This window comes from Streptomyces sp. NPDC048361 (genome assembly GCF_040651795.1).
Taxonomy (GTDB): domain Bacteria; phylum Actinomycetota; class Actinomycetes; order Streptomycetales; family Streptomycetaceae; genus Streptomyces.
This window is the reverse complement of the sequence record NZ_JBEZKW010000001.1, coordinates 246,549-265,262: the sequence shown is the minus strand read 5'-3', so window position 1 is coordinate 265,262 and position 18,714 is coordinate 246,549. Positions and strand designations below refer to the sequence as shown.

At 72.0% G+C, this 18,714-nt stretch carries 13 protein-coding genes and 1 pseudogene; 9 read left to right on the top strand and 5 right to left on the bottom strand.

What is annotated here, in order from left to right:
• Positions 1-168 precede the first annotated feature (168 nt).
• The 4 genes from AB0D31_RS01165 (at position 169) to AB0D31_RS01150 (ending at position 4,856) form a co-directional block, all read left to right on the top strand.
• Entirely contained in the window at positions 169-1,314 is a 1,146-nt protein-coding gene (locus AB0D31_RS01165) for a hypothetical protein (protein ID WP_362715218.1), read from the top strand.
• Positions 1,311-2,534 carry a histidine kinase gene (locus AB0D31_RS01160; RefSeq protein ID WP_362715215.1) on the top strand — a complete coding sequence of 408 codons (1,224 nt, stop codon included), beginning with the start codon at positions 1,311-1,313 and terminating at the stop codon, positions 2,532-2,534. Before AB0D31_RS01165 ends, AB0D31_RS01160 begins: the two co-directional genes overlap by 4 nt.
• Before the next feature lie 111 nt (positions 2,535-2,645).
• A complete protein-coding gene (locus AB0D31_RS01155) occupies positions 2,646-3,320 on the top strand; it encodes a response regulator transcription factor (RefSeq protein WP_362715212.1) in 675 nt (224 codons plus the stop codon).
• Between the two features lie 75 nt (positions 3,321-3,395).
• Positions 3,396-4,856, top strand: coding sequence for a penicillin-binding transpeptidase domain-containing protein (locus AB0D31_RS01150; protein ID WP_362715209.1), 1,461 nt, complete (start codon positions 3,396-3,398; stop codon positions 4,854-4,856).
• A 74-nt stretch (positions 4,857-4,930) separates the two neighbouring features.
• Here the strand turns inward: AB0D31_RS01150 and AB0D31_RS01145 are convergent, their stop codons facing one another.
• Complete coding sequence (locus AB0D31_RS01145; RefSeq protein ID WP_362715206.1) at positions 4,931-5,719, bottom strand: HAD family acid phosphatase; 789 nt, start codon at positions 5,717-5,719, stop codon at positions 4,931-4,933.
• A 184-nt stretch (positions 5,720-5,903) separates the two neighbouring features.
• Between AB0D31_RS01145 and AB0D31_RS01140 the strand changes: the two genes are divergently transcribed.
• The gene (locus AB0D31_RS01140) at positions 5,904-7,235 is read left to right on the top strand and encodes an MFS transporter (protein ID WP_362715203.1); all 1,332 of its coding nucleotides are present in this window, start codon (positions 5,904-5,906) and stop codon (positions 7,233-7,235) included.
• Here AB0D31_RS01140 and AB0D31_RS01135 read toward each other — a convergent pair.
• Together AB0D31_RS01135 and AB0D31_RS01130 are read right to left on the bottom strand one after the other, a co-directional pair.
• Complete coding sequence (locus AB0D31_RS01135; protein ID WP_362715200.1) at positions 7,153-8,295, bottom strand: hypothetical protein; 1,143 nt, start codon at positions 8,293-8,295, stop codon at positions 7,153-7,155. The genes AB0D31_RS01140 and AB0D31_RS01135 overlap by 83 nt on opposite strands.
• A gap of 194 nt (positions 8,296-8,489) precedes the next feature.
• Positions 8,490-9,413 (bottom strand): annotated as a pseudogene (locus AB0D31_RS01130) (5-dehydro-4-deoxyglucarate dehydratase); the annotation flags it as partial.
• A gap of 301 nt (positions 9,414-9,714) precedes the next feature.
• Between AB0D31_RS01130 and AB0D31_RS01125 the strand changes: the two are divergent.
• From AB0D31_RS01125 to AB0D31_RS01115, 3 genes are all read left to right on the top strand, one after another.
• Positions 9,715-10,524: an NAD(P)-dependent oxidoreductase gene (locus AB0D31_RS01125; RefSeq protein WP_362715265.1), complete on the top strand. Its 810-nt coding sequence runs from the start codon at positions 9,715-9,717 to the stop codon at positions 10,522-10,524.
• A 115-nt stretch (positions 10,525-10,639) separates the two neighbouring features.
• Positions 10,640-11,887: a TerD family protein gene (locus AB0D31_RS01120; RefSeq protein ID WP_362715197.1), complete on the top strand. Its 1,248-nt coding sequence runs from the start codon at positions 10,640-10,642 to the stop codon at positions 11,885-11,887.
• Between the two features lie 110 nt (positions 11,888-11,997).
• Positions 11,998-13,215, top strand: coding sequence for a beta-ketoacyl-[acyl-carrier-protein] synthase family protein (locus AB0D31_RS01115; RefSeq protein WP_362715194.1), 1,218 nt, complete (start codon positions 11,998-12,000; stop codon positions 13,213-13,215).
• Positions 13,216-13,374: 159 nt separating this feature from the next.
• Here the strand turns inward: AB0D31_RS01115 and AB0D31_RS01110 are convergent, their stop codons facing one another.
• Both AB0D31_RS01110 and AB0D31_RS01105 read right to left on the bottom strand, forming a co-directional pair.
• Positions 13,375-14,931 carry a TROVE domain-containing protein gene (locus tag AB0D31_RS01110; RefSeq protein ID WP_362715191.1) on the bottom strand — a complete coding sequence of 519 codons (1,557 nt, stop codon included), beginning with the start codon at positions 14,929-14,931 and terminating at the stop codon, positions 13,375-13,377.
• Between the two features lie 160 nt (positions 14,932-15,091).
• Complete coding sequence (locus tag AB0D31_RS01105) at positions 15,092-16,537, bottom strand: hypothetical protein (protein ID WP_362715188.1); 1,446 nt, start codon at positions 16,535-16,537, stop codon at positions 15,092-15,094.
• 307 nt (positions 16,538-16,844) lie between these two features.
• Between AB0D31_RS01105 and AB0D31_RS01100 the strand changes: the two genes are divergently transcribed.
• On the top strand, positions 16,845-18,689 hold the full coding sequence (locus AB0D31_RS01100) for an endonuclease/exonuclease/phosphatase family protein (protein ID WP_362715185.1): 1,845 nt from the start codon (positions 16,845-16,847) through the stop codon (positions 18,687-18,689).
• The last annotated feature ends 25 nt before the right edge of the window (positions 18,690-18,714 follow it).

Here is an 18,714-nt window from a genome sequence, read left to right as displayed (position 1 = left end):
GGACACCGAAGGACGTCGAACTAGCCGCATAACCCCAGCAACCCTGAACCACCCCAAACCCGCCAGGGGTGCCTTGACGAAAGACATAGAGGCACTCCCCCGCCCGGCGGAGCCACATCCCCACCCGGCACGACGCGGAAGGCGAGCCCCCCACGGGAGCGTGAGGGCATGCCCCTCATCCACGAACCTCTCACCCGCGAGACCCTCACCCGCGAGACCCACGAGACCACACCAGGCCCGGCCCGCCGGGCACTGCGCGCGGCTGCCATCACCGCCTGCCTCCCTTACCTCACCCTCAAGGCACTCTGGATCGCCGGCAGCCACGTGGGCATCCCGGACGGAAGCGTCCTGCTCGAACACCGCGGACGCATGGCGGTCGGCAACGGCGTGTCCGTCCTCATGGACGCGTGCGTGATCGTCCTCGCCCTGCTGCTGACCAGGCCCTGGGGCCTGCGGGTCAAGCCGTGGCTGCTCGCCGTACCGATGTGGCTCGCCACCGGCCTGCTCGCGCCGGTCATGACCGGCTATCCGCTCCAGCTCCTGGTCCGCGTCCTGCGCGGTAACGGCGTCAGGCCGCCGGCCAACGGCACCGGCACCGGCACCGCGACCTTCCTCCACGAGTGGGTCTTCGCCGTCGTGTACACCGGTTTCATCGTCCAAGGCCTCGCCCTGGGTGCCCTGTTCGCGCTGTACGCCCGCGACCGCTGGGGCCACCTGTGGCGCGGTCGCGTCGGCGAACTGACGGACGACACCGGCGTCGGGGTGCCGCCCGTATCGCGCGCCGTCGCCCTCGCCGTGGCGGTCCTGTCGCTGCTGCCGGCGGTGACGCACACGGTGTGGGCGACGGGCTCGGCCGCGGGCATGACCCCGTCCCTGGCCGCGGGGCGGAGCGCCGACCAATACGTCGTGGAGGCGGTGTTCGCGGCGTTCACCGTGCCGGCGGCTGCCGGGGCCCTGATGCTCGCCTTCGGGCTCGGCAGGTCGTTGCCGCTGCGGCTGCCGCTGGCCCTTGCGTGGCTGGGGTCGGGCGCCACGGCGTGCTGGGGCGGCTGGCTCTGGCTCTCGTCCGGTGTGTTCGGCGCCGGACCCGGGGACCGTCCCACGCTCCTGATGAACCTCACCTACGCTGTGCAGATGATCACCGGTCTGGCCGTGGTCGCCCTCGGCACCCGCTTCCTCGCAGAGCGCTCCCAGCTCCTCGCAGAGCGCTCTCGACTCCCCGCAGAGCGCCCCCCGCTTCCGAACGGCACTCACGCCTCCGCCGGTCCCGGCGGCCACCGGAGCCACGACCGTCACCGCACCGGCACCCCGTGATACGTACCCTCTTCGACGCCCGGGCCAGGCTCCGCTGGGTCCATCTGGTCATCGGCGGGGCCCTGTTGATGCCGTACTTCCTGGTCGGCACGGTCATCGTCGGCTCCTTCGGCCCCGGTGTCAGCCCCTTCGATTCGCTCCCTCTCGCGTTCCTCACGCTCGCCGTCGCGCTTCCCTTCCCCGCCGTCACCGCGCTGGCGCCGAGCGCCCGCCCGCTGCTCGTGTTCGGCGTCCGGACGCTCTGCGCGGTGGATCCCGCGGCCCTCGCCGACCGGCCCGCCCGCTCGTGGGAGGCCCGGCTGCGCGCCGCCGCCTGGTACACGCTGCACGTCACGGTCGGCGGCGTCCTGAGCGCGACAAGCCTGGCCCTGCCGCCGTTCGCGGTGTTCCTGATCGTGCTCCCGGTCTTCCCCGGTCTGCGCACCACCCCGTACAGCGCCTCCGGGCCCCTCACCACCGACTGGGGCGTCGCGCTCGCCCCGATCGCCGGGATCGTGGTGCTGCTCGGGCTCGCGGCGTGCTCGGCGGCGGCCGGGGAGCTGCTCGCCCGGCTCGCACCGGTCCTGCTCGGACCCACGCCCGCCGACAAGCTGGCCGCCGCCGAGCAGCGTGCGGCGGAGCTGGCCGTACGCAACCGGCTCGCCCGGGAACTGCACGACTCGGTGGGTCACGCCCTGAGCGCGGTCACCCTCCAGGCCGGAGCGGCCCGCCGCGTCCTGGACGACGACCGGGAGTTCGTACGGGAGGCGCTGACCGCGATCGAGGAGACCGCGCGGCGCACGGTGAACGAACTCGACGCCGTGCTCGGCCTGTTGCGCCAGGACGACGCCGATCTCACCACTCCGGACCTCGCCGCCCTGCAGGATCTGCTGGCCCGCACCGGCCTTGAGGTGGCGTACTCCTTGCGGGGTGATCCGGCGTCGGTGCCCGAGCTGGTCTCGCGTGAGGCGTACCGGATCGTCCAGGAGGGGCTGAGCAACGCCTTGCGGCACGGCACCGGTCCTGCCGCCACCCTGCAAGTAACCATTGTTGACGTGGAGTTGGAGATGGTGATGGAGAACCCTCTGTCCGGCGCGGCGCCCGTGGTGCGCCCCGGCGGCGGCCGTGGTCTGCGCGGTATGGCCGAACGGGCCGCGCTGCTCGGCGGACACGCCTCGGCGGGCCCCGAGGACGGCGTCTGGAGGCTGCGGGTGAGCCTTCCGCTCGGCGGTGCGCGATGAACACCCGCAGGACGACCCCTGGCGCGCGACGAACGACCGGCGGCGCGCGGTGAACGCCCGCAGGACGCGACGGACGACCGCCGGCCCGGAACGAACGACCGGCGGTGCGCGATGAGCGGCGGCACGATCCGGGTGGTGATCGCCGACGACGAGCGCATGGTGCGTACCGCGCTGCGGGTGATCCTCGACGCCGAGCCGGACCTGGAGGTCGTCGGCGAGGCGGCCACCGGCGCCGAGGCGCTCCCCCTCGTGCGCGCCACACGCCCCGATGTGGTCCTGATGGACGTCCGGATGCCCGAGATCGACGGCATCCGCGCCACCGAGCAGATCCTGGCGGCCATGGCGGAGCCTCCTCGGATCGTCGTGGTGACGACCTTCGAGAACGACAGCTATGTGTACGACGCGCTGCGCGCGGGCGCCTCGGGTTTCCTGTTGAAGCGGGCCGCGGCGGAAGAGCTGATCCAGGCCGTCCGCCTCGTGGCGTGCGGCGATTCGCTTCTGTTCCCGGCCCGGCTGCGCGAGCTGGCCGCCCGGCACTCCCCCGCGTCGGCCGCCGCGCCGTGGGCGGCCCGGCTCACCGGGCGCGAGGCGGAGGTGCTGCGGCTGATGACGGCGGGGCTCACCAACGCCGAGATCGCGCGGCGGATGGGGGTGGGCCCGGCCACGGTCAAGACGCATGTCGCCTCGGTCCTCGCCAAGACGGGCACCCGGGACCGTACGCAGGCGGTGATCACGGCGTACGAATCCGGGTTCGTGCGGCCCGTGCGGTCCGCGCCGCCCCGTTGAAGGCCCGATGAAGGTTTGCTGAGAAACCCGGGCGGCAGGAACCCGGCGCTCGGGCCCGTCCGTCTTGCGTATGGGATGAACAAGACAATCAGGCGCGCCTCGGTCTTCTGTCTGCTGATGGTGCTCGCCCTCCTCGGTCGAGCAACCTATGTGCAGTACTACAAAGGCCAGGCCCTCGCGGACGACAAGCTGAACCGGCGGAACACCATCGCGGAGTACTCGCAGCCGCTCGGGGACATCATCGTGGCCGGATCCCCGGTCACCGGCTCGGAAAGGACGAAGAGCGGCGACCTCGCCTACCAGCGCAGCTACAAGGACGGACCGCTGTACGCGCCCGTCACCGGCTTCGCGTCGCAGGTGTACGGAGCGACCCAGCTGGAGGGGATCTACTCCAAGATCTTCGACGGCAGCGACCTGCGGATGCAGAACCCGTTCGACGCGCTCACACGGCAGCGCGCGCCCGGCGGCGACGTCCTGACGACCATCGACCCCGCGGTGCAGAAGGCCGGTTACCAGGCGCTCGGCTCCAAGGAGGGCGCGGCCGTCGCGATGGACCCGAAGACCGGGCGCATCCTCGGCATGGTCTCCACCCCCTCCTTCGACCCGTCGAAGATCGCGGGGTCCTCGTCGGCCGACGCCGAGGCGTGGAAGCAGCTGTCCGAGGACAAGAGCCAGCCGATGCTCAACCGGGCGTTGCGCGAGCCGCTCGCGCCGGGCTCCACCTTCAAACTGGTGGTGGCGTCGGCGGCGCTGGAGAACGGGCTGTACTCCTCGATCGACGAGCACACCGCGAGCCCCAACCCGTACCGGATGCCGGGCACGACGACGGATCTGCGCAACGAGTCGGCGTCCGCGCCGTGCGAGAACGCCTCGATCCGTAAGGCGCTCGAATACTCCTGCAACAACGTGTTCGGCAAGATGGCCGTGGACCTGGGCCAGGACAAAGTGCGGGCGATGGCCGAGAAGTTCGGCTTCAACGACGCCGAGCTCGACATCCCCGTACGCGCCGCGACGAGCGTGTATCCGAAGAAGATGAACCAGTCGTCCACGGCCCTGTCGGGCATCGGGCAGTTCGATGTGACCGCGACGCCGATGCAGATGGCCATGGTGTCGGCGGCCATCGCCAACGACGGTGTGCTGTCGTCTCCGCACATGGTGTCCAAGGTGACCGACGCCAAGGGGAGCACGCTCCAGTCGTACTCCGACTCCGACGGCAAGCGCATTTTGTCGTCGAAGACCGCGCAGGCGATGTACAGCGCGATGATCTCGGTGGTCACCGACGGCACGGCGTCCAACGCGAAGACGCCGGGCCTCGAAGTCGGCGCCAAGACGGGCACGGCCCAGCACGGAGTGGACAACTCCAAGAAGCCGTACGCCTGGTTCACCTCGTTCGCCAAGGACCCGAAGACCGGCAAGGAGGTCGCGGTCGCCGTGGTCATCCAGGACTCCGACGCCGAGCGCTCCGAGGTCAGCGGCAACGGGCTCGCGGGCCCGGTCGCCCAGGCCATGATGAAGGCCGCGCTGGCCCAGCAGTGAGCCACGGGTGACGGCCGGTTCCGGTCCGGGGCGGGCCGGGACGGCGCGCGCTCCGGACCGGGCGGCCCTGCGGTTTACGGCAGGAAGTACATCGGGTTCGGGATCTTGTACGTGTTCTCCGCGTGGCCGCCCGCGAGGTCGGTGTACTGGTCGCCGAGGTTGGCGACGATGGTGTAGCCGAGCGACTCGATGTGCTTGCGGGTGCCCGCCTTGTAGTCGACGGTCGAGCAGGTCCAGGTGGGCTTCCCGCAGCTCAGGTACGCCGGCGGGTTGGCCTTGTCCTTGAGGAAGAAGTGCGCGGGGTCGACCGGCACGTCGTAGCCGGCCTTGGTCAGGTTGACGGCGCTGGCGTTGCGCTGGGAGGCGTCGCGGCCGGTGAGGAAGAAGACCGTGACGCCGTTCTTGGCGGCGTAGTTGACGAGGTCCGGCATGCCGAACACGGCGATCGACTGCGCGCTCTGTACGTAGGCGTCGAAGGCGGCCGCGTTGTAGGCGAAGCCGTTCTTCTTCTCGTAGTCGTACGTGAGAAGCGTCGTGTCGTCGACGTCGAGCACGATGGCGGGCTTACGGCCGTCCCGCCCACGGTGCTCGGCGGCGTGCTTGATCTGCCGCTTGGCGCGCGCCTCGATGCCGGCGACCTGCTGGGCGTAGTTGCTCTTGGGCGAGGCCTGGTACGTGCCCGCGGCGTCGGCCGTGCCGCCGTAGTAGGCGTTGATCTTGTCTTCGACCTTGGTGATGTTCGGGATCTCCCGGTCCGACTTCGGCGTCGCGTTGTCGGCGGAGGCCGCGCCGACGCCGTAGAAGGCGGCACCGGTGAGGGAGAGGGCAGCGGTCGTCGCCGCGGCTTTGGTGAGAATGCGCATGGCCGCTTGTCTACGCGCATCACACGCGCCCCGCCAGGGGAAACGCCGAATTCTTTGCCGCACCGTGTCCTTGACGGGGTTTCAGCGGATGCCCGGTGGAAGAGCCCGGCTAGGTAGCCGGCCCGCGCGGGGATAGGCAATCCGCCCGATCCGCCGGTGACCGTCCGTGGCCACGATGGGCCGCGTGAAGAAATACGTCCAAGGCTCGGCGGTCGCCCGCGTCCTGCGCGACCGGAACGCCGCGCTCTTCCTGACCGGTGTGGTCGTCTCGGGCTTCGGGTCGTCCGCGATGTGGCTGACGTCCGGGATCTGGGTCAAGTCGCTCACCGGGTCGGACTCGCTGGCGGCGCTGACGGTGTGCGCGATGTGGCTGCCGTCGATGGCGGGCCCGCTGCTCGGCACCGTCGCCGACCGGGTGCGGCGCCGCCCGCTTCTCGTGGCGGCCAACGTGACGATGACGGCTCTGCTCCCGCTGCTCATCGCCGCGAACTCCCCCGACCGCATCTGGCTGCTCTTCGCCGTCCTGGTGCTGTACGGAGTCAACGGGGTGGTGCAGGACGCGGCCGAGGCGGCCCTGGTCGCCACGGCGCTCGACGCGGAGCTGCTCGGCGACTTCAACGGGCTGCGGATGACGGCCAACGAGGGCATGAAGCTGCTCGCCCCGCTCACCGGCGCCGGGCTGTACGCCCGTTTCGGCGGCCCGTCGGTCGCCCTCCTCGACGCGGGTACGTTCCTGGTGGCCGCCGGAATCTTCGCGCTGGTCCGGGTGGCCGAGGAGCGCCCCCGCCGGGCCCGGCCGAGGGCGGCGCGGGCCTCGCTCCGGGGCGTGGCGGCCGAAACCGGGGAGGGCGTACGCCACCTGTGGGGCTCGCCGGTCCTGCGCCCGCTGGTGCTCGCCGGCGCCGCGACGATGTTCCTCGCCAGCCTGAGCAGTTCGACCTTGTACGCCGTCGTCGACAAGGGTCTTGGCCACGCGCCGGGGTTCATCGGGGTGCTGTACGCCGTGCAGGGCGCGGGGTCGGTCACCGTCGGGGTGCTGTCCGGTCCGCTGCTGCGGCGGCTGCCAGCCCGGGTGTTCGGCGCGCTGGGGGTCGCGCTCTTCGCGGCCGCGGTCTGCCTGCGGGCGGCGCCGAGCGATGCGGTGGCGTTCGGTTGCGCCTTCGCGGTGGGCGCGGGCCTTCCGTGCGTGCTGATCGCCACGCTGACGTCGGTGCAGCGCGCGACGCCCGCACCCCTGCTGGGACGGGTCGCGGCCACCGCGAACACGCTCCTGTTCGCCCCGAACGCGGTGGCTCTCGCGGTCGGTTCGGGTCTGGTCGCGGTGGTCGACTACCGGGTGACGCTGCCGGTGACGGGGGCGATGGGCCTCGTGGTCGCCGGGTGGCTGTTCCTCTCGCCACCCGGTCACGATCCGTCGGGCACCCCTTGGGCGGCTACCCCACCGCCCCGGACTTCCGCACCCACGCCAGGTCCGCGTCCGACGCCAACCCCGCGTGATACAGGCGCAGTTGAGTAGCGCCGTGCGCGGCGGCGCGGGCCGCGTCGTCCGCCAGCGCCTCGGGCCGACCGCCCATCCCGGACACCACGGTGAGGTTCGCCGCGAGCACGGCGTCGCGCACGCCGCACGCCGCGAACGGGTCCAGGAGCCCGGGCCCGGCCGTGCAGGGCACCACGACGCCGTCCGCAACGCCGAGGATGTGCGCCGGGTCGACGCCCACGTTGGCGCCGCAGCGATCGGGCCGCGGATCGGCGTGCAGCAGCACCTGGAACCCGGCGCGGGCCCGCCCCCGCACGGCGGTGACGGCGGACTCCTGGAGTTCGCGGGCGGCGCGTGTACGGAAGGCCCGGGTGGCCGCGAGGAGATCCGGGCCGGGGTCCGCGACCGGGCCGCCCCGCCACACCGGCTCAAGCGCCCGGCGCACCTGTGCCCGCAACTCGGCGACTGCCAAGCCGACTTGGCCGTACCCCTGAGCGCAGGAGGCGCAGAAGCACAGCGACATCAGGTACTGCGCGGTGTCGTCGAGCGGCACGCCCGCGGTCTTGTCGTGGGCGTGCAGATGGGCGAGCCCGTACCAGCCGCAGGATTCGAGTTCGGTGCCCGAGGCGCCCGGGCGGACCGCCGCCTCCGCGGCGAGGGCGACGAGGTGGACGCGGACCCGGGGCTGGGCGATGCACGGGGCCCAGGGGTAGCGGTCGCCGTACGCGTTGACGACCGAGGTCTCGGGGTGGTCCGCGCCGAGCCGGGAGTTGTGGGCGAGCACCACCCAGGAGTGGACGTCGAGGCCGGCCGCCGTCAACGCTTCAGCGGCCCGGCCGAAGGCGTCACCCGGCGCCCAGGGGCCGGCGGCGTGGGGCCGCAACTCCCTTCCCCGCCAGTACAGTTCGCCCGGCGGGTAGAGCAGGGCGGCGTGCTCGGCCGTGACGACGCGGTGGTGGGGGTGGCGCGGCGTCAGGGCGCGGGTGGAGTGGTAGGCGGAGGCGAGCGTCACCTGGCCGACGCCGAGGTCGGCGATGCGGGCCGGGGCGTCCGGATCACCTACGACGTCCCAGGGGTAGAGGAACGCGGACGTCGTCACGCGGACGCCCCGGGGCGCCCGACCGGCCTGGGGCGCCCGACCGGCCTGGGGCGCCCGACCGGCTCGGGGCGCCCGACCGGCTCGGGGCGCCGGGCCGTCCCGGGCTCGAGCGGGCCGCCCTCCTGGACACCCCGCTGCGACGCGGACTTGACGCCCCGGCCGGCCGGGGTCGCACCGTCCGGCCCGGCCGGGGGCAGCAGCGCCCGGCCCCTTTCGATGAGTGCGGCCAGCTGCTCGACGTGATCGGGGTCGGGCTCGCTCAGCGGGGGCCGGACCTCGCCGACGTCGAGGCCGCCGAGCCGCACCCCCGCCTTGACCAGCGAAACGGCGTATCCGCGGCCTAGGTTGCGCAGCTCCACGAGCGGCACGAAGAAGCCGTCGAGCAGCCGGTTGGCCAGCTTGTCGTCGCCCGATTCCAGGGCGTGATGGAAGGCGAGCGCGATGTCGGGGGCGAAGCAGAAGACGGCCGACGAGTAGAGGGTGATCCCGATGCCCCGGTAGGCGAGGCCGGTGAGTTCGGCGGTGGGAAGGCCGTTGAAGTACAGCGGGTCGAGCCCTGCCGACCGTACGGCGCTGACGATGCGCTGCATCAGATCGAGATCGCCCAGGCCGTCCTTGAAGCCGATGATCTTGTCGACGCGGGCGAGTGCGACGGCGGTCTCGGGGGTGAGGACGGCGTTGTCGCGCTGGTAGACGATGATGTCGAGCCGCGTCGACGCGGCCAGTTCGGTGTAGTGGCCGAGCAGGCCGGCCTGGTCGGCGACGACGAGGTAGGGCGGCATCGCGAGCAGCCCGTCGGCGCCGGCCTCCTCGGCGAGCCGGGCGTACTGGACGGCGAGGGCGGTGCCGTAGCCGGCGCCGGCCACCACCGGAACCCGGCCCGCGCTCTCCTCGACGGCCGCCTCGACGCAGGCCCGGAACTCCTGCGGAGTCAGCGCATGGAACTCCCCCGTGCCGCAGCACGCGAACACCGCGGCCGCTCCGGCCTCGATCCCCTGCCGCACATGCGCACGGAAGACGTCGAGGCCGAGGCTGCCGTCCGGTGCGTACGCAGTCACGGGGAAGAACAGCGGTCCGTTGGCGTGGGTGAGGCGGGCGGCGAGCGGGGCTGGGGTCACGGGCTGCTCCCTGGGCAAGGACCGTCGTGCACAGTTCTGACTGATGTCTATATTTCTGAACACCTCCACGCTAAGCCCGTCGCCAGGCGGGGGTCAAGCCGAACAGGCCCGGGGTTCGGGCGAATTGGACGCCGCCGCACGTCACTTGACGCGGTTCGGGCGCCGTCCATAGCGTGTCTACGCATGTGAATCACGTCCATGGATGCATCGAGCCCCGGACGCATCCAGTCGGTGGAGACCAGTGGTGGAGACCGACGCTTGGTCCGTGACCACTTCGATCCCGCACCCCCGAGGAGAGCTCATGCCCGCACCCCGCACCGTCCTGCTCACCGGCGCCGCCGGCGGGCTCGGCACCTTGATGCGCGGGCTGCTCCCTGCCTATGGATACCGGCTCCGGCTGTTCGACATGGTGCCTATCCCCGGCGAACCGGACGCGATCACCGCCGACCTCGCGGACAGGGCCGCCCTGCGCGAAGCCGTCCGGGGCGTCGACGCCGTCCTCCACCTCGCGGGGATCTCCCTGGAGGCGCCCTTCGACAAGATCCTGCGGGCCAACATCGAGGGCCCGTACAACCTCTACGAGGCGGCCCGCGAGGAGGGCGTGGGGCGGATCGTGTTCGCCTCCTCCAACCACGCCGTCGGCTTCACCCCTCGCCCGCAGGGCGCCGCCCCCCTGATCCCGGTCACCACCGCGCACCGGCCCGACACCTTCTACGGCCTGTCCAAGGCCTTCGGTGAGGACCTCGCCCAGCTCTACTGGGACAAGCACGGCCTGGAGACCGTCTCGGTCCGCATCGGATCCTGCTTCGCCGAGCCGGCATCCGTACGGATGCTGTCGATCTGGCTGAGCCCGGACGACGGGGCCCGGCTCTTCCACGCCGCGCTCACCGCCGAGCGGGTCGGGCACAGCGTGGTGTACGGCTCCTCCGCCAACACCCGCCTGTGGTGGGACCTTTCGTCGGCGCGGGCGCTGGGTTACGAGCCTCGGGACGACTCCGAGCCGTACGCGGCGAAGCTCGTCGCCGAGCAGGGCGAACTCGACCCGGACCGGCCCGAGCACGCCCGCCTGGGCGGCCACTTCGTCACCGACCCGCCCATCTGGCCGCACTGACGGGTCCCACGGCACTTGGAGCAGGGCGCGCAGGGGGCCGGGGGCATGCGGGCGCTCGCACGACATCCGGGTGAGGTTCAAGGAACCGTAAAGCGACGCCGCTCGTTTCCGGGGCATGACCGCAATGACCCCCGGCTCGAACCTCCCGCTCCCGACCGCCCGTGTGACGGTGGACGTCACCGCTCCCGTGCGGCTCGACGTCTCGGGCCTGCTGCTCACCGCCGACGGCAAGGTGCGCTCGGACGACGACTTCATCTTCTACAACCAGCCCCAGGGCCCCGGTGTCACCCACCGCTCCGGCGGCGGCACCGGGCCCGACGCGATCACCGTGGACACGTCCGCGGTGCCGCCGGGCATCGAGAAGATCGTGGTGACCGCGAGTCCGGACGCGGCGGGCCAGACCTTCCAGGGCATCGAGCCCACCGCCACCCTGCGCAACGGAGACGACGGCAGCGTGATCGCCTCCTTCACGCCGCCCCGGCTGGGCACGGAGACGGCCCTGGTGGTCATGGAGCTCTATCTGCGCGGCGGCGCCTGGAAGGCCCGCGCGGTGGGCCAGGGGTATTCCAACGGCCTCGCCGGGATCGCCACCGACTTCGGTGTCACGGTGGAGGAGCCCGTCACGTCCACCACGTCCAGCACGCCCGCCGCGCCCGCCGTCGCGACGCCTCCCCTGCCGTCCGCCCCGCCGGCCGACCCGCGCATCGCCGCCCCGGCGCCGCAGGCTCCGGCCGCTCCCGCCCCCGCCGCCGCGCCGGCTCCGGCCACCGCTCCTGCGGGCAGCGGGAAGATCAATCTCGACAAGGGTCGCGTCAGCCTCCAGAAGAACCAGACGGTCTCCCTGGTCAAGGGCGGCCGCCCGCTGCTCTCCCAGGTCAAGATGGGGCTCGGCTGGGAGCCGGCCTTCCGCGGCAAGGACATCGACCTGGACGCCTCGGTGATCGTCTACGGCCCGCAGCGCAATCACCTGGACACCTGTTACTTCGGCAAGCTCTCCATCCTGAACGGCGCCATCAAGCACTCCGGCGACAACCTGACGGGCGAGGGCGCGGGCGACGACGAGGTGATCGTGGTCGACCTGGGCCGCATCCCCGCCGAGGCCACCGGTCTCGTCTTCATCGTCAACTCCTTCACTGGCCAGAAGTTCACCGAGGTCGCCAAGGCGTACTGCCGCCTGATCGACGCGTCGAGCGGCGCGGAGCTGGTGCGGTTCGACCTGACAGGGGCGGAGCCGCAAACCGGGGTGATTATGGCCAAGTTGATCAAGCAGTTCTCCGGTGAGTGGGAGATGACCGCGGTCGGCTCCTTCGTGAAGTCCCGCACGGCCCGTGGCATGGTCAAGCCGTCGGCGGAGGCGCTGTAGCCCACCCGCACACCCACCCGAGTCTCTGTGGGAATCCCACAACACGCCCCGGACAAAACGCTGCGTCCGCGCCCTCCCGGTGAGCCGCTCCGGCTGACAGGGTCGAGACCATGAGTGATCTCGGAGAAGTACTCGTCACGGGTCTCGGCGCCATCACCCCACTCGGCGCGGACACCGCCACCACCTGGGGAGCGATGCTGGAGGGCGCGTCCGGCGTCGGTCCGATCGATGCGGAGTGGAGGGCCGGTCTTCCGGTGGGGGTGGCCGCCGCACTGCCCGTCGACCCGGCCACCCTGCTCGCCCGGGTCGAGGCCCGCAAGCTTGATCGTTGTGAACAACTCGCGATGATCGGCTCGCGCGAGGCGTGGCGGGACGCGGGCGCGCCCGAGGTCGCGCCGGAGCGGCTGGCCGTGGTGATCGGCACCGGCACCGGCGGTGTCCTGACCACGCTGGGCCAGGACGACACGTTCGAGAAGAGCGGGGCCCGCAAGCTCTCGCCGTTCGCCGTGCCGATGCTCATGCCCAACGGGCCGGCCGCCTGGGTCTCCATGGAGCTGGGCGCCCGGGGCGGCGCTCGCACCCCGGTCAGCGCCTGTGCCTCCGGCGCCGAGGCGATCGCGATGGGCCTCGACCTGATCCGGGCGGGGCGGGCCGACGTGGTGGTGGCCGGCGGTACGGAGGCCTGTCTGCACCCGTTCACGATCGCCGCGTTCGCGCAGATGAAGGCGTTGTCGACCGAGGACAAGGACCCTGCCGCCGTGTCCCGTCCCTTCGACGCGGACCGCAGCGGTTTCGTGATGGGCGAGGGGGCGGGAGTCGTCGTCCTGGAGCGGGCGGAGTTCGCGCGGGCCCGGCGGGCACGGGTGTACGGCTCGGTGGCCGGGGCGGCCGTCACGTCCAGCGCGGACCACATCACCGCCTCGTACGTGGCCGGTCAGGTCCGCGCGATCGAATCGGCCCTGCGGGACGCCGAGTTGGCCCCTTCGGACATCGGCGTGGTGCACGCCCACGCCACCTCCACGCCCTCGGGCGACCTCGCCGAGGCGGAGGCGGTGGCCAAGGCGCTCGGCACGCATCCCGTGGTCACGGCCACCAAGTCGATGACCGGTCACATGCTGGGCGCGTCCGGCGCGGTCGGCGCGATCGCCGCACTGCTGGCGCTGCGGGACGGCACGGTGCCGGCCACCCGAAACCTGGACCGCCTCGACCCTGCGGTCGCCCTCGACGTGGTCGCGGGAGAGAACCGCACAGGGTCCTGGAACGCCGCGCTCGCCAATTCCTTCGGCTTCGGCGGCCACAACGTGAGCCTCGTCCTGGCGCGCGCCTGACGACACGCCGCCCCCCGCCCCCGGATCGGATCACCGGGGCGGGGGCCCGAGGACTTCAGGGTCCTCCTTCAGGGGTCCTCAAGGGGCCCTCACGGATCCAAGGGACCGCAGACCACTGAGACCACTGAGACCGCAGAGACCGCAGAGAGCGCTGAGACCTCAACGCCGGCCATCGGCCCCGCTCAGCCACGGCCAGTTCGCCGAGCGCCCCGCTTCGAGCAGCGACACCATGCGGAACGCCGCGTCGGTGAGACCTGCGAACACGTGGCGGTTGGCCGTGCCCGAAGGGCCGTGCCCCGCCCGGTACCCCGCGAGATTCCAGGTGTAGACCGGCACCTGCGCAGGGACCTGCTCCGTCGGGGCGCCGTGGCGGTGGTACGCGGTCTGCTCGTCCGTCACGATCAGCACCCGGTCGTGCCCCCGGTAGTGCTTGCGGACCGCTTCGGTGGTGTTGGTGCCGCCCAGCTCGCCGAAGCGCCCGAGGACCTTCAGGACGGACTCGCCCGCCCGGTACGTCACCGGCGCGCTGCCGGAACCGAACTGCACGAGGTCCGCCGCGTCCGCCCGCAGCGCGAGGGCCGTACCGAACACCGCTGCCGCGTCGGCCCGGTTGAGCTGGGAGCGCTCCGAGAGCGGCGACCACATCGAGCCCGAGCGGTCGACGAGGATCAGGGTGCGGCCGCCGAGTGCGGGCACGTTGGCGAGTGAGTGGCCGAGCGCCCGCTCCAGCGGGTACGCCCAGCGCAGCGACGGCGCGTGCCGGTAGGCGGCGAGGTAGCGGAACGGGCACTGCCGTGACCGTGCGACGGCTTCGGGATCGCAGAGCTTTGCCGCCACCTCCCCGGCGACCTCGTCCGAGACACCGGCCTCGTCGAAGTTGCGCAGGTTGCGGACGAGCGCCATCAGCCCCATCGACGGGATGACCGCCTCCCAGGCCTCCTTGTCCATCGGCCCCTGGAGCCAACCCGCGAGCGCCTCCCAGGTCAGGCCCGCCTCGGCGAGCCGCTGGGCGCCGTCGGGCGCGCGCACCACGGCCCGGCGCTCCTCGACGGGCACTGCCATCAGCGCCCGGTGCGCGGTGAGCACCCGGTCGCCGGCGGGCGGCTGCGCCGTGGCCGGGTTGTGCCGGCGGTCCAGCGCGTACCGGAACAGCTCGCCCTGCCACGGCTTGTCCGGATCGGGCGCCGCGTGCACCAGGTTGAGGATGTCGCCGAAGCGGTAACCCTTGGACGCGGTGTCGTACTTGAGCAGCGACTTCCCGCTGTAGAGACGGCGTATGGCGTCGGCGATCCCGCGCTTCACGGGCTTGGGCACCGTGCGGCCGTACGTCGAGGTCCAGTAGCCGAGCAGTTCGCCCGGCTCGTCGGGACGCTGGAGCACCGCGGCGACGACCTGCCGGTTGGCGGGGCCGGTCTCGGCGCCCGCGTCGAGGCGCGCCTTGACGTACTCGGCGGCGCCGACGATCGACGCGGTCCGCATGCCGCCCTCGCCGCGCAGCCAGCCGAGCAGGCCCGCGGTCCACGCGGCGTCCTCGACGGCGAGCCGGCGCACGAGTGCCGCGAACCGGTCGTCGCGGCCGTCGCCGCTCTCGTAGAACGCCTGCTGGGCAACGAAGTTGGCGACGGCCAGCAGGCACAGCTCCGACCTCGCGTCGCGCAGGAAAGACCGACCATAGGCGTGGGGCGCGGGAGCGCGCCAAGCATTTTCGTACGCCACCGCCCGACGGCCGGGTGGGGCCGCCGGGCGGTGGGAGGGTGCGGGGCCGGGCAGTTGGGACCGGGCAGTGGGGTGGTCGTGCGGGGCCGAGCAGTGGGGTGGTCGTGCAGGGCCGGGCAGTGGGGACCGGGCTCGGCTGACCGGGAGCCCGGGCGAGTGGTCAGGCGCGGGAGCGGGCCTTGAACGCCGCCTTACGGGCTTCCTTGGCGGTGGACTTGTCCGGGTGGAGACGGCCCATCGCCTCCAGGACGTCGGCGGTCGCCGGGTGGTCCACCCGCCAGGCCGCGTCGAAGAACCCGCTGTGCTGGCCGACCAGACCCTCGACGAGCTCCTGGAGCTCCTCCAGGTCGCCCTCCACCGCGAGTTGGGCGGCGATGGTGTCGATGGCCAGCCAGAAGATCATGGTCTCGGAGGGCGGCGGCACGTCGGATGCGCCGCGCTCGGCGAGCCAGACCCGGGCGAGGCCACCCAGTTCGGGGTCGGGCAGCACCTCGCGCACGGCGGGTTCCGCGGCCGCTCCGGTCAGGGCGAGGGCCTGCTGGCAGTGGAGCCTGCGCAGCGGGCCACCCGCGTCGCCGCCCCGGGCCGCGGCGAGCAACTCCCCTGCGGCTACGGCCGGTTCGCGCCGGGTGAGCCACTGCTCGGTCTCGGCGCGGGCCGACACCTCGGGGAAGTAGGCGATGCCGTCGAGCAGCGCGTCCGCGCCCTTGCCCGCCAGGTCGCCGACGGCCGGGGCGTCCACGCCCGCCTCGAGCATCCGGGCACGCACGCCGTACAGGCCGAGCGGGGTCAGGCGGACCATTCCGTAGCGGGATACGTCCTCGTCGTCGACGGGCGGGGCGGGCTCGTCGCCCACCTCGGCCATCAGGGCCTCGTCGACGGGCTCGTACTCGACCAGGCCGATCGGCTCCAGGAGCCGGAACTGGTCGTCGAGGCGCATCATCGCGTCGGAGACCTGCTCCAGGATGTCGTCGGTGGGCTCACCCATGTCGTCGGGGACGATCATCGACGCGGCGAGCGCAGGCAGCGGCACGGGCCCTTCGGGGGTGCCGCCCTCGCTGACGGTCAGCAGGTACAGATTGCCGAGCACTCCCTCCAGGAACTCGGCCTCGCCCTCCGGGTCCCATTCGAGGCGCTCGAAGTCGATCTCGCCGTCCTCGCCGACCAGGTCCGCGAAGTCGTCGATCATCGGGGCGATCGCGTCGGCGAAGACCACGTCGAAGGCATCGGCCCAGATCGCGAGGACGTCCTGGGGGGAGCCGGTGGTGAGGACCGCGAGGTTGTCGCCTGCCGATGCGGTGCCCTCGGCGTCCTCGTCCCCGCCGGGGGTGTCCTCGACGTCGACGAGCCCGGTCTCGACGGCGACCCGCCAGGCCTCGCTCGCGTACGCCGCTGCGTCCTGGTCGTCGCCCAGGCCGAGTTCGGCGGCGGCCGCGGGCAGCTGCTCCTCGACGAGTTCGCCGCCGGCCCCGACCCGGGTTTCGGGTCCGGCCCAGCGGGCGAGCCGCACCGCGCGGGCGAGCAGCGGGGCGGACAGCGCGTCCCGCGCCAGCTCCGCCTCGGAGTTCAGCCGTACCGGCGGCAGGGTGGGGCGGTCTCCGGACATCTGGGGGTACTCCTCGGCCGTACGGTCTGGGGGCTCTGGTCGCGCCGGGTCGGCGGTGGGCGAGCGGCACCCAGCGTAGACGTATTTCACCGGGTTTCGTTGCGCCGCCCGTGCACATCCGGCGCGGACCCCGCCGAGCACGCCCGACGCCGGCGGTCGCCGCACCGCCCGCCCCAAGACTTCATCTACCCGTCGGTAATCAGCCACCGGGGACTCTTGACAACTCCCCTCTCCAGACAAGAGATTGACGCGCGTAGAACCGTACCGCCGCACGCACCTCTTCCCTCATCACCCTCGGAGTACCTGAATGCCCGTTCCCAGAACCGCCGCCGTGTCCGCCGTGGTCGCCGCAGCGCTCGCCGCCGGCCTGGTCTGCGCCGCCTCATCCCAGGCGGCCCCCGCAGCACCCGCTGCACCCGTGCAGGCGAAGATCCACGACATCCAGGGCACCACCCGGATATCCCCGCTCGCCGGCCAGCAGGTCACCGGCGTGACCGGCGTCGTCACCGGTGTGCGCGCCTATGGTTCGTCCAAGGGTTTCTGGTTCCAGGACACCGCGCCCGACAAGAACCCCGCCACCAGCGAGGGCGTCTTCGTCTTCACCGGCTCCAACCCGACCGTCGCCGTGGGTGACGCGGTGAGCGTCTCCGCCACAGTGAGCGAGTACGTGCCCGGCGGTCTGTCCTCGGGCAACCAGTCGGTGACCGAACTGTCGAAGCCGACCGTCACGGTCGTCTCCTCCGGCAACGCCGTGCCCGCCCCCGTCGTCATCACCTCCCGCTCGGTGCCCGACCGCTACACGCCGAACGGCGACCCGGCGGCCGGCAACAGCGTCAACGCTCTGGCCCTGCGGCCGAAGAAGTACGCCACGGACTACTACGAGTCCCTTGAGGGCATGAACGTCCGCATCGGCACCTCGCGAGTGGTCGGCGCCACCGACCCGTACTCCGAGCTGTGGGTGACGGTGAAGCCGCAGGAGAACCGGACCGCGCGCGGCGGCTCGCTGTACGCCTCGTACAACGACCAGAACACCGGGCGCCTCCAGATCCAGAGCCTGATCCCCACCGCCCAGCAGGCCTTGCCCACCGCGAACGTGGGCGACACCCTGACCGGGACCACCGAAGGCCCCCTGGACTTCAACCAGTTCGGCGGCTACACCATCACCGCGCGCACGCTCGGCACGGTCAAGGACAACGGTCTCAAGCGCGAGGTCACCCGCAAGCAGCGCACGGGTGAGCTGGCGGTCGCCACGTACAACGTGGAGAACCTGGACCCGACCGACCCGCAGTCGAAGTTCGACGCCCTCGCCCAGGGTGTCGTGACCCACCTCGCCTCCCCCGACATCGTGGCCCTGGAGGAGATCCAGGACAACAACGGTGCGAAGAACGACGGCACGGTGGACGCATCGGCGACCGTCAAGAAGTTCACGGACGCGATCGTCGCGGCGGGCGGCCCCGCCTACCAGTGGCGTTCGATCGACCCGGAGAACAACAAGGACGGTGGCGAGCCCGGCGGCAACATCCGTCAGGGCTTCCTGTTCAACCCGGCGCGGGTCTCCTTCACCGACCGTCCCGGCGGCGACTACAAGACCGCCGTCGCCGTCACCGGCACCAAGGGCCACCCGGCCCTGACCCTCTCGCCCGGCCGCATCGACCCGTCCAACGCGGCCTGGGACGACAGCCGCAAGCCGCTGGCCGGCGAGTTCGTGTTCAAGGGGAAAACGGTCTTCGTGATCGCCAACCACTTCGCGTCGAAGGGCGGCGACGAGGGCCTGGTCTCGCAGCACCAGCCGGTGCCGCGCTCATCCGAGACCAAGCGGCTCCAGCAGGCGCAGGCCGTCAACGCCTTCGTCAAGCAGCTGCTCGCGGTCGACAAGCACGCGGACGTCCTGGCCGTCGGCGACATCAACGACTTCGACTTCTCGGGCACCACCAAGGCCCTGGAGGACGGCGGCGCGCTGCGCTCGGCCTACCGGACGCTGCCGAAGAAGGAGCGCTACTCCTACGTGTACCAGGGCAACACCCAGGTCCTCGACCAGGTCCTGACCAGCCCCGCGATCCGTGGCTTCGACTACGACAGCGTGCACATCAACGCGGAGTTCGCGAACCAGACCAGCGACCACGACCCGCAGATCATCCGTCTCCACCCGTAACGCTGGCGTCCGAAAGCTTGTGTCC